The sequence below is a fragment of the Streptomyces sp. NPDC058469 genome (genome assembly GCF_042721125.1).
GTDB lineage: Bacteria > Actinomycetota > Actinomycetes > Streptomycetales > Streptomycetaceae > Streptomyces.
In genome coordinates, this window is record NZ_JBHXME010000253.1 from 1 (window position 1) to 10,934 (window position 10,934).

The window sequence follows — 10,934 nt, forward strand, 5'->3', positions numbered from 1 at the left end:
GATGGAGAAGGTGCCCCAGGGGGGTCCCCGAGGTCTGCTTCGCCTCGGCGTTCAGGGCTTTGTTGCAGGGGGAGTTGATGGGGAACCAGGGGGAGGCCATCTGTTCGGCGTGCTGGATCGCCTGCTCCCGGTCCACGAACTCTGTCGACCACTGGAGGACTGCCCGTTCGCGGCTCGTGTTCGGCAACTCCCGCCAGCGGGCGAGCCGTTGGGGATCCTCGCCGAGGCGCGCGAGGAGGTTCGCCTCGTAGTCGGCGTGCCAGTCGGCGTCCGGTCCGATGCCCGTGCCGCTGACGTAGATGAGCGCGGCGACCCGTTCCGGATGGGCGAGCGCGTAGCTCAGGGCGAGCGACGCGCCCCAGGAGTGGCCGAGCAGCACGGTCCGCTCCAGCGCGAAGTGCCGTCGCACGGCGTCGAGATCGGCCACGAACCGGTCGGTGGTCCACGGGCCCGCGCACGACTCGGAGCGCCCGCAGCCGCGCTGGTCCCAACGGATCACCGTGGCACGGTCGTCGAGCATCCCGGCCACGTCGTCGAACATGTCCCACAGCCCGGGCCCGCCGTGGCACAGCACGAGGGGTGTGCCACGGCCGGACCCGGACCGGGAGGCCCACAGCCGTACTCCGTCGTCCGCCGTGACCGTGTCGTCGTTCCGCGTACGGGTCATGGCGGGGAGTCTGCCCGCTGCGGGCGTCCCGGGGCCTGCGGTTTTCCTGGGTCTCAGCCCATGTGCGGGTACCCGTAGTCGGTCGGCGCCACCAGGGTCTCCTTGATGGCTCGGGTCAGGGTCCAGCGCATCAGGTTCTGGGGGGCGCCGGCCTTGTCGTTGGTGCCGGAGGAGCGGCCGCCGCCGAAGGGCTGTTGGCCGACGACCGCGCCGGTGGACTTGTCGTTGATGTAGAAGTTGCCGGCCGCGTAGCGGAGCTTCTCCATCGTGTAGGCCGCCGCCGCACGGTCGTTGGAGATGACCGAGCCCGTGAGCGCGTAGTCCGAGACCGACTCCATCTGGGTCAGCATCTCGTCGTAGTTCTCGTCCTCGTAGACGTGGACCGCGAGGAACGGGCCGAAGTACTCCGTCGTGAAGACCTCGTTGGCCGGGTCGCTGCACTCGACGACCGTCGGGCGGACGAAGTAGCCGACCGAGTCGTCGTACGAACCGCCCGCGACGATCGTGCAGTTGGGGTCCGCCTTCGCGCGGTCGATCGCCGCCTTGTTCTTGGCGAAGGAGCGCGCGTCGATGACCGCGCCGACGAAGTTCGACAGGTCGGTGACGTCACCCATGGTCAGGTAGTCGACCTCGGCCGCGAACTCCTCCTTGAAACCGGAGTTCCAGATCGACGCCGGGATGTACGCACGGGAGGACGCGGAGCACTTCTGGCCCTGGTACTCGAAGGAGCCCCGGGTCAACGCCGTCTTCAGCACGGCGCGGTCCGCGCTCGGGTGGGCGACGACGAAGTCCTTGCCGCCGGTCTCGCCGACCAGACGCGGGTACGAGCGGTACTTCTCGATGTTGTTGCCGACCGTCTTCCACAGGTACTGGAAGGTCTTGGTCGAGCCCGTGAAGTGGATGCCGGCCAGGTCGCGGTGCTCCAGGGCGACCTTCGACACCTCGATGCCGTCACCGGTGACGAGGTTGATGACGCCCTTGGGGAGACCCGCCTCCTCCAGCAACTGCATGAGCAGCACGGCGGAATGGGTCTGCGTCGGCGACGGCTTCCACACCACCACGTTGCCCATGAGAGCCGGAGCCGTCGGCAAGTTGCCCGCGATCGCCGTGAAGTTGAACGGCGTGATCGCGTAGACGAAGCCTTCGAGCGGGCGGTGGTCGAGCCGGTTCCAGACGCCCGGGGAGTTCGCCGGGGGCTGCTCGGCGAGCAGGTCGCGGGCGTACTTGACGTTGAAGCGCCAGAAGTCGACGAGCTCGCAGGGACAGTCGATCTCGGCCTGCTGAGCGGTCTTGGACTGCCCGAGCATGGTGGACGCGGCGAGGGTCTCGCGCCACGGGCCGGACAGCAGCTCCGCCGCACGCAGGATGATCGCGGCACGGTCGTCGAAGGACATGGCGCGCCAAGCGGGCGCGGCGGCGAGGGCCGCGTCGATCGCGTCCTGGGCGTCGTCCTGAGTGGCGTTGGCGTAGGTCCCGATCCGCGCCTTGTGGTTGTGCGGCTGTACGACGTCGACGCGCTCGCCGCCGCCCAGTCGCCGCTCGCCGCCGATGGTCATCGGCAGGTCGATCGGGTTCTCGGCCAGCTCCTTGAGCTTGACCTCGAGACGGGCGCGCTCGGGAGAACCGGGCGCGTAGCCGTGCACCGGCTCGTTGACGGGGGTGGGGACCTGGGTCACAGCGTCCATGAGATCCGTAACTCCTTGTACGTGAGCGGGTGTTGGGGTCAGCCCTTGGTAAGGGTGGAGCGTGCGAAGAAGAGGAGGTTGGCCGGCTTCTCCGCCAGGCGGCGCATGCTGTGCCTTCCCGGGGGACAACCCCCGGACCCCCGGCGGAAAAACCTCGGTGCGTGCGTCATCTCTCAGCCCCGGGTCAGCATGCTGCGGGCGAAAAAGCGGAGGTTGGCCGGCTTCTCCGCCAAGCGGCGCATGAAGTAGCCGTACCAGTCGGTGCCGTAGGCGGTGTAGACGCGCATGCGATGACCTTCGGCTGCGAGCCGCAGATGCTCGTCGCTGCGGATGCCGTAGAGCATCTGGAACTCGTACTCGTCGAGCTTGCGGCCTGCCCGCCGGGCGAGTTCCTGGCCGATGGAGATGAGGCGCGGGTCGTGGGAGCCGATCATCGGGTACCCCTCGCCCTCCATCAGGATGCGCAGGATCCGGACGTACGCCTTGTCGATCTCGTGCTTCTGCTGGTACGCGACCTCGGCGGGTTCCTTGTACGCGCCCTTCACGAGCCGTACGCGGCTGCCGGCCTCGGCGAGGCGGCGGGCGTCGGACTCGGTGCGGAAGAGGTAGGCCTGGATGACACAGCCGGTCTGCGGGAAGTCCTTCCGCAGCTCCTCGTGGATCGCGAACATCGAGTCGAGGGTGGTGTGGTCCTCGGCGTCGAGCGTGACGGTCGTACCGATGGCGGCGGCGGCCTCGACGACGGGCCGGACGTTGGCGAGCGCCAGCTCGTGACCGCCGTCCAGCGCCTGCCCGAACATGGACAGCTTGATCGACATCTCGGCCCGGGTACCCAGTTCGAGTTCCTTGAGGCGGTCGACGAGCCGCAGATAGGCGTCGCGGGCGGCGGCGGCCTGCTCGGGGGTGGTGATGTCCTCGCCGACGACGTCCATCGTCAGCTCAAGGCCCTTGGCGGTGAGGTCCTGGACGATCGGCACGATCTCGTCCACGGTCTCACCGGGGATGAAACGGTCGACGACCTGCTTGGTCACCGGCGCCGCCGAGATCAGCCGACGCATCTGATCGCTGCGCGAGGCGGCGAGAATCACGGGACCCAGCACGGGGCACCTCCACAACAGCGAACGAACCGAATGGATAGACGGAGAACCACCGTGAAACCTAGGGATGTCTCCGATCGTCGGCCATCGACAGCTGTCACGCATCCGTGCCGCAGATCTCAGACAGATGTATGAAGGCACGGCGAGAATGCGGGAGAATGCCCGGGTGACATCCGATTCCACCGGCGACTACCAGGAGCTCGTAGACGAGATCTCGGAGCTCCTGGGCGCCCCCGCGACCCTGGAGAACCGCGACTTCGAGCTGATCGCCTTCGGGGCCTACGACGGTGAGGGCGACCTGGACCCGTCCGCGCTGGACCCGGTCCGCACCCGTTCGATCCTGACCCGGCGCTCCACGACGGCGATCCGCACCTGGTTCGAGGGCTTCGGCATCACCCGCGCCACCGGCCCGGTCCGCATCCCGCCGACCCCCGAGGCGGGCGTCTACCGCGGCCGTATCTGCCTCCCCGTGCGCCATCGGGGTGTCGTCCTCGGCTACGTCTGGCTCCTGGACGACGACGATCCCGGCCCCGGCGAGACGCGGCTCGCGGCGGCGATGCAAGTGGCGGGCCGGATCGGCGCGCTCCTCGCGGACGAGGCACAGGCGGGCGCCGACCTCACGCGCGAACTCCGCGCGGTCCTCACCGCCGAACGCGGCTGGCAACGGGACATGGCGGTGGCCGCCCTCCGCACGGCCCTGGGCCCGCGCGGCGACGGCCCGCACGCGGTGGTCTGCGTCGCGCCCTGGCCGTCCGCCGACCCGGACGACGCCCCGTCGGCCCGTACGGTGCCGCACGCGACGGCGCTGTGCACGGTGCCGTGGGGTGCGGCGGAGCAGCAGTGCCTGGCGGTACTGATCCGGCTCCGCTCGACGGACGTAGGACTCCCGGCGGAAACGGCGGCGACCCGCCTCCTGAAGGAAGCCCCCCACCAGCCGACGTCCGTGTCCGTCCCCCGAGCGGCGGGCATCGGCGACCCCCGCATCGGCCTCACGGACCTGGGCACCGCCTGGCAGGAAGCCACGGCGGCAGCCCGCGCCGCCCTCGCGGAACCCCGCTTCGCCCCGGTCGCCGACTGGTCCCACATCGGCCCGTACCGCCTCCTGACCTCCCTCTCCCCCGAGTCCCCCCACGACCCCGCGGTGGCCCCGCTCCTCTCCCCCACCCACCACGAACTCGCCCGCACAGCCGAGGTGTACCTCGACTGCGCGGGCCAAGCGGGGCGCGCGGCAGCCGAGTTGGGAATTCACCGGCAGACGCTGTACTACCGGTTGTCGAGGGTGGAGCAGTTGACGGGGCTGGACCTGGACGACGGGGAGGACCGGTTGCTGCTCCACATGGCACTCAAGTCGGCCCGCCTGTAGAGGACTTCAGCGCTGCCGCACCTCAGTGCTTCAGCACATCAGCACTGCTGCAGACCGGGCGCCGGGTCCTGGCCGGTCGAGACGTCGACCGCGGGGACGTTGCCCCAGGCGCCGTTGTCGAGCTGGGTCCAGTACCAGATGTCGTTGCCGCCCGGGTGCGGGTCGCCGTGGCCCCAACACTGGAACCAGCTGAAGGTGCCGTTCAACTGGCCGCGGGTCGCGGAGCGGTAGGAGCGGTCCGCGTAGCCCTTCGCGCCGGCCTTGTTGCCGCAGTGCAGCCGGGCGTCGGAACGGACACCGCACTCGGCCCTCGCGGACTTCGCCGAGGTGGCGACCGAGATGGCACTCGCCGGCGACTGCGCCGAGGCCATCCCCAGCGCCAGCGCGCCCGCCATGGCCAGCATGGTGATCTTCCTGCGTACGTCCATTGCCTGCTCCTCGTTCCGTGCGGTGCCTGCTTGCACGGCGATCATGGAGGAGCCGCGGAACCCCCGCAGGGGCCGTACGGGTGAACGGCGGCGATACCGCCCGTGTGGGTGACGTCACGAGAGAGCGCCGCCCCACCTTCTTCCGGTGCTTCCGGGTCTTCGGTCCGAAGGCGGGGCGGGGCTTGGGGAGTTGATAGGCGGGCCGGTCAGACAGCGGCTGTGTCGGTGTCGAACCGACCCGTCCGCACGCTTACCACGAAGGAGGAGAAGGCACCGGCCGGAAGGTCAAGAACCGGACCGCTCGGGTTCTTGGAGTCACGGACGGGGACCACGCCGCGCGAGGCGACAAGGTTGGTGGCGACCTCAAGGCACTGGCCGCCGTTCTCGCTGTAGGAGGAGGTGAACCACTGGGGGGTTTCGGTCGTCACGGGGTGCCCTTTCGCAGCTGGCTGATCATGGCCACGGATTCCGCCTGCGAGCAGGCATGGGCCTGTAGTTGATGGTAGGCCGTCAGCAGGGGCAGTACGAACAGGCTTTCCCGTTCGAGATGGCCCCGGTGGGCGGACTCGGCGTACGACACCAGCGAGCGGTCCGGCAGCGTCAGCAGCGACACCGGCAGGGAGAACGGCCGCCGCTCGCCCATGGCGAACGGGGCGACCTGGAGCACGGTGTTCGGCAGCTCGGCGAACTCCAGCAACCGGTCCAACTGGGCGTTCATGACCGCGGGTTCACCGACCGGCCGACGCAGACAGCTCTCGTCCAGCACAACGAAGACCAACGGCGCAGGCGTCCTCACCAGCGTGGCCTGCCGTTCCGCGACGAGCGTGACGCGTTCCTCGGCCTGGTCGTCCGTGATGGCTCCGCGCTTGACGACGCCCTGCGCGAGTACCGCCGCGTAGTCCGGTGTCTGGAGCAGACCGGGGACGACACCGACCTCGTACAACCGGATCTCGGCCGCCTGTGCCTCGTGGTCGATGAACTGCGGGAATCCTTCGAGGAGTCCGGCGTGCCGCACCTTGCGCCACGCGCGTTCGAACATGTCGCCGGTTCCCAATGCGGCGTCGGCACTACGCGCGAGACGCAAGGTAGGAAGTTTGCGCCCGACCTCGACCGACGAGATGTGCGTACTGGAGTACCCCATCTCCTCGGCCAGCTTCTCCTGCGTCCACCCCCGCACCTCCCGTGCGCTGCGCAGACGCGCGCCGAACGCCGCCTGGGGTGAGCTGTCGGGATCCAATTCCCTTCGGTTCAAGGGACTTTCACCAACCTTTCGTTCCCGTCCGACAAGTTGAATGGTTCCCTGCCGAAGGTCACGCTGAACCCCCTGAGTAGTGGAAGCACTACGGAGAGGAGCGGCCGTGCCCGACGAGAACGTAACCGTGAGATCCGAGCCCCCTCCACCGTCTCCACCAATTCCCCCCATTCCGGCTGTCGGCACCCTGGTCGTGGACGCTCAGGGCCGGATCGGGGAGTTCCGCGGCGAGTGGTGCGGCGCGTGGTCCCTGCGCCGAGTCACCGGCGGCACGGAGTGGACCGTGGCCCCCGAGGACGTCCAACCCCCCACCCCCGAACAACGCCTGCGCGCCGAGACCGCCCGCGCGAACGCCAGAAGCCGAGGCGAGATCCTGTGACCGTCCCTGTCCGCCGCACGTTCCGTTTCGTCAACTGGACGCTACGGCCCGACCACGACACCGACGCCCCACCACTCAGGTACGCGTTCCGCTGCCTCGCGCTCAAGAACGACGACACCGAGTGCGCCGCGACGTCACCACCGAGCAACGACCCGACGGAACCCCAGACTTGGGCCTTCACCCACCTCCGCGAACATCCCGGGCACACGAGTTACGCCGAGGTGATCGAACGGCCGTGGGTGATGTGGGAGGAGGGAGCGGCGTGACGTGCCGCCAGGCCTTGCACGCTCGTCGAACCAGTCCAGTGGCCCGGAATTGGAGCTGACCGACGCCCCGGCCGGACTCTAGTGTCGACGTCATGACGACCGGCCCGCCCCCCGACTGCCCGACCCCGAAAACCCCCAGCTCCCCCAACTCCCCCAATTCCCCTGACCCCGAAGCCACTTCGGGCACGCGCCCCCCACTCCTCACCCGCCCCCTGCTCCTCCGCTTCGTCAGCATGGTCGGTGCCACCCTCAGTTTCTTTCTGCTGCTCTCGGTCGTACCGGCGTATGCCGCCGAGCGGGGCGGTGGGGGTGCGGCGGGGCTCGCGACCGGTTCGTTGATGCTCGCGACGGTTCTCGGGGAACTGGTGACGCCCCGGCTCGTCACCCGGTACGGCTATCGGCTGACCCTGATCGCCGGGCTGTTCCTGCTCGGGGCCCCGGCGCTGGTGCTGACCGTCTCCGGGCAGGCCGCGTGGATCGTCGCGGTGTGCTTCGTACGCGGGCTCGGTTTCGCGCTGACGATCGTCGCGGGCGGTGCCCTCACCGCGTCGCTGATCCCGGACGAACGCCGGGGCGAGGGGCTCGCGTTGGTGGGTGTGGTGTCCGGTGTGCCGTCGCTGGTCGCGCTGCCGCTGGGACTGTGGCTCGCCGGACGCGTGGGCTACGGCCCGGTCGCCGTCACCGGCGGCCTCGCGGCACTGGCCGCGATCGTCTTCGTACTCGGACTGCCGGACCGTACGCACCGAGCGGACCGTTCCGAGCAACCGCTGGGTGTCGTACGGGGGTTGCGCACGGGCGCCCTGCTACGGCCGGTCCTCGTCTTCGCGGCCACCGCCACCGCCGCCGGCATCGTGGTCACCTTCCTGCCGCTGGCCGTACCGTCGGCGTCCGCCGGAGTCATCGCGGTGGCCCTGTTCACGCAGACCGCCGCCTCGACCATGACGCGCTGGCTGGCGGGCCGCCACGGCGACCGGCACGGCACCGCGCGGCTCGTCCTCCCCGGCCTGCTCCTGTCGGCCGCGGGCGTCCTCGTCATCGCCCCAACTACCGACCCGGTAGCGGTCATCGCGGGCACCGCCCTGTTCGGCGCCGGCTTCGGCATCACCCAGAACGCCACGCTGACCCTGATGTACACGCGCGTCTCCGCCGCCTCCTACGGCACGGTCAGCGCCCTGTGGAACCTGGCCTACGACGGTGGCATGGGCCTCGGCGCGGCAGGCTTCGGCATCACGGCCGGCCTGACCGGCTACCCGTGGGCCTTCGCACTGACCGCGCTGCTGATGCTGAGCGCGGTGGCACCGGCGCTACGGGACCGGCGAACACCCCCCGGATCACCGTGACGTCCGCACACCCGCCGGATCACCGTGACTTCCGCACACCCGCCGAATCACCGTGACTTCCGCACACCCCCGGATCACCGTGACTTCCGCACCCCCGCCGGATCACTGTGACTTCCGCACCCCCTCCACCACCTGGCGCAGCCCCTCCGTGAGCTGCTCCGCGTCCGGTGCGCTCTTCGCGTCGAAGGTCCACTGCGCGATGAGCCCCGTGATCAGCGTCATGTAGAAGGCGCCGAGGGAGTCCGCGGTCTCGTCCGAGACGTCCGCCTCGGGCACGCTCATGATCAGCGCGACCATGCCCCGCCCACCTTCACGCTGCGCCCGGGCCAACTGGTCGCGCACCTCGGGCAGTTTGTCGCCCATGGTCATGATCTCCATGCCGAGCCCCCACATCGAACCAGGCTCGCTCATGCTGGCGACGATGTTCGAGAACACCGCCCGGAACCGCTCCGGCGAACCGGGCTCGCCACCGACCTCCGTGCCGCCCTCGCTCCCCTCGAAACCGTCGGACGCCTGCTCTACCAGCGCGATGTACGCCTGCGCGAGCAACGCGTCCTTCGAGCCGTAGTGATAGCCGATGGACGCGAGATTCGTCCCCGACTCCTTCACGATGTCGCGCGCCGTGGTGCGCGCGAACCCCTTCTCCAGCAGGCAGCGCTTCGCGCCTTCGAGCAGATCCTCACGGTGTCCCATGCCCGCCATCGTACCGCCGATCCATACACGCGTCCTATACAGACGATCTATACATCCGTACTAGACAAGCGTTTAGGACGCGCGTACATTCACTGCCATGACGAACTCGACGAACCCCGCGAGCACCACCAACTCCCGTGCCGGGCGCCGGGAATGGACCGCACTCGGCGTCCTGATGCTCCCCCTGCTCCTCGTCTCGATGGACGTCTCCGTCCTCTACTTCGCCATCCCGGCGATCAGTGCGGACCTGGAGCCCAGCGGCACCCAGCAGCTGTGGATCTTCGACATCTACGCCTTCGTCCTGGCCGGCCTGCTGATGACGATGGGTTCGATCGGCGACCGCATCGGCCGCCGCAGGCTCCTCCTGATCGGCGCCGCCGCCTTCGGCACCGCCTCGCTCATCGCGGCCTACGCGAACAGCGCCGAGACCCTCATCGCCGCTCGCGCGGTCCTCGGCATCGGCGGCGCCACCCTGATGCCCTCGACGATGGCGCTGCTGCGCACGATGTTCACCGACCCCGGCCAGCGCGCGAAGGCGATCGGCCTGTGGTCCGGCGTGATGACCGCCGGTGTCGCGCTCGGTTCGGTGATGAGCGGTGTCCTGGTCCAGTACTTCTGGTGGGGCTCGGTCTTCCTGGTCAACCTGCCCGCGATGGCCCTGCTGCTGGTCCTCGGCCCGTTCCTGCTCCCCGAGTCCAAGAACCCCGCCCCCGGCCGCTTCGACTGGCCGAGCGTCCCGCTGTCCCTGGCCGGCGTCCTGCCCGTGATCTACGGCCTCAAGGAGATCCCCTCCGAGGGCTGGCACGTCCAGTACGTCGTCTCGATCACCGTCGGTCTGCTCTTCGCGGCCCTCTTCGTCCACCGCCAGCGCACGACCGCGTCCCCGATGATCGACCCCACCCTCTTCCGTGCCCGGGGCTTCGGCCCCTCCGTCGTCCTCAACCTCCTCTCCGCCTTCGGCATGATGGGCTCGGCCCTCTTCACCACGCAGTACCTGCAGTCGGTGCTCGGCAAGAGTTCGATGGAGGCGGCCCTGTGGGCCCTGCTCCCCTCGGTACCGATCGGCATGGCCGCCCCGCTCGCAACCACCCTCGTCCAGAAGGGAGTTGACCGCGCCTACGTCGTCGCCTCCGGTTTCGCGATCGCCGCCTGCGGCTACGGCATGCTCGCCGTCACCGGCACCGACTCCCTCTGGCTGGTCCTGGCCGCCGCCGGTGTCCTCGCCTCCGGGATCGTCATGGTGATGTCCCAGATCATGGACCTCGCGATGGGCAGCGCCCCGGTGGAGAAGGCCGGCGTCGCGTCCTCCCTCATGGAAACGGGCGCGGAGTTCGGCGGCGCGCTCGGCATGGCGGTCCTCGGCTCCATCGGTACGGCCGTCTACCGCCACGGCATCCCCGCCTCGGCCCCCGCCCCGGCCCACGAGACCCTCGGCGGCGCCCTGGCCGTCGCCCGGCACCTGCCGGGGCGCACGGGAGACGCCCTGATCGCCACCGCACGGGAGGCCTTCACCGACGGCATGCACGGCGCGGCGATCGCCGGTGCGGTGCTGCTGCTGGGGGCGGCGTTCGCGGCGACACGGACCCTGCGGGGGCTGCGGGTACCGGTGCCCGAGCCGGTGGCGGCGGAGCCGCAGAAGGCGGAAGCGTGAGCCCCAACTACACAGAAACGCCGGGTGGGGTGAGGATGATCTCCTCAACCCCCCCGGCGTTCGCGTATCAACCCGGTCGGCCATATTCAGCCCGTCCGGCGTTTGAGGACGAG

12 protein-coding genes are annotated in these 10,934 nt (G+C 69.6%); 5 read left to right on the plus strand and 7 right to left on the minus strand.

Features of this window, described 5'->3' with window-relative positions; all coding sequences use genetic code 11:
- The 3 genes from ACFWP5_RS49830 to ACFWP5_RS49840 all read right to left on the minus strand — a co-directional run.
- On the minus strand, window positions 1–667 hold a 667-nt coding region (locus ACFWP5_RS49830; protein ID WP_384173210.1), incomplete at its 3' end, for an alpha/beta fold hydrolase.
- A 53-nt stretch (window positions 668–720) separates the two neighbouring features.
- Window positions 721–2,352 carry an L-glutamate gamma-semialdehyde dehydrogenase gene (gene pruA / locus ACFWP5_RS49835; RefSeq protein WP_384173213.1) on the minus strand — a complete coding sequence of 544 codons (1,632 nt, stop codon included), beginning with the start codon at window positions 2,350–2,352 and terminating at the stop codon, window positions 721–723.
- Between the two features lie 173 nt (window positions 2,353–2,525).
- Window positions 2,526–3,452, minus strand: coding sequence for a proline dehydrogenase family protein (locus tag ACFWP5_RS49840; RefSeq protein WP_384173216.1), 927 nt, complete (start codon window positions 3,450–3,452; stop codon window positions 2,526–2,528).
- Window positions 3,453–3,597: 145 nt separating this feature from the next.
- Between ACFWP5_RS49840 and ACFWP5_RS49845 the strand changes: the two genes are divergently transcribed.
- Complete coding sequence (locus tag ACFWP5_RS49845; protein ID WP_384173219.1) at window positions 3,598–4,812, plus strand: PucR family transcriptional regulator; 1,215 nt, start codon at window positions 3,598–3,600, stop codon at window positions 4,810–4,812.
- A 38-nt stretch (window positions 4,813–4,850) separates the two neighbouring features.
- On the opposite strand, the gene ACFWP5_RS49850 is transcribed toward ACFWP5_RS49845, so the two are convergent.
- From ACFWP5_RS49850 to ACFWP5_RS49860, 3 genes are all read right to left on the minus strand, one after another.
- Window positions 4,851–5,240 carry a hypothetical protein gene (locus tag ACFWP5_RS49850; RefSeq protein ID WP_384173222.1) on the minus strand — a complete coding sequence of 130 codons (390 nt, stop codon included), beginning with the start codon at window positions 5,238–5,240 and terminating at the stop codon, window positions 4,851–4,853.
- 206 nt (window positions 5,241–5,446) lie between these two features.
- On the minus strand, window positions 5,447–5,668 hold the full coding sequence (locus ACFWP5_RS49855) for a DUF397 domain-containing protein (RefSeq protein ID WP_384173224.1): 222 nt from the start codon (window positions 5,666–5,668) through the stop codon (window positions 5,447–5,449).
- Complete coding sequence (locus tag ACFWP5_RS49860) at window positions 5,665–6,492, minus strand: Scr1 family TA system antitoxin-like transcriptional regulator (protein ID WP_384173227.1); 828 nt, start codon at window positions 6,490–6,492, stop codon at window positions 5,665–5,667. The genes ACFWP5_RS49855 and ACFWP5_RS49860 overlap by 4 nt, the downstream gene beginning before the upstream one ends.
- A gap of 193 nt (window positions 6,493–6,685) precedes the next feature.
- Here ACFWP5_RS49860 and ACFWP5_RS49865 point away from each other — a divergent pair, with 193 nt between their 5' ends.
- The 3 genes from ACFWP5_RS49865 (at window position 6,686) to ACFWP5_RS49875 (ending at window position 8,477) form a co-directional block, all read left to right on the plus strand.
- Window positions 6,686–6,871: a hypothetical protein gene (locus ACFWP5_RS49865; RefSeq protein ID WP_384173230.1), complete on the plus strand. Its 186-nt coding sequence runs from the start codon at window positions 6,686–6,688 to the stop codon at window positions 6,869–6,871.
- Window positions 6,868–7,137, plus strand: coding sequence for a hypothetical protein (locus ACFWP5_RS49870; protein WP_384173233.1), 270 nt, complete (start codon window positions 6,868–6,870; stop codon window positions 7,135–7,137). The genes ACFWP5_RS49865 and ACFWP5_RS49870 overlap by 4 nt, the downstream gene beginning before the upstream one ends.
- Window positions 7,138–7,229: 92 nt before the next feature.
- Window positions 7,230–8,477 carry an MFS transporter gene (locus tag ACFWP5_RS49875; protein WP_384173236.1) on the plus strand — a complete coding sequence of 416 codons (1,248 nt, stop codon included), beginning with the start codon at window positions 7,230–7,232 and terminating at the stop codon, window positions 8,475–8,477.
- Between the two features lie 102 nt (window positions 8,478–8,579).
- Here the strand turns inward: ACFWP5_RS49875 and ACFWP5_RS49880 are convergent, their stop codons facing one another.
- On the minus strand, window positions 8,580–9,170 hold the full coding sequence (locus ACFWP5_RS49880) for a TetR/AcrR family transcriptional regulator (protein ID WP_384173239.1): 591 nt from the start codon (window positions 9,168–9,170) through the stop codon (window positions 8,580–8,582).
- A 97-nt stretch (window positions 9,171–9,267) separates the two neighbouring features.
- On the opposite strand from ACFWP5_RS49880, the gene ACFWP5_RS49885 reads away from it, so the two are divergent.
- Window positions 9,268–10,821, plus strand: a complete 1,554-nt coding sequence (locus ACFWP5_RS49885; protein WP_384173242.1) for an MFS transporter — start codon at window positions 9,268–9,270, stop codon at window positions 10,819–10,821.
- The last annotated feature ends 113 nt before the right edge of the window (window positions 10,822–10,934 follow it).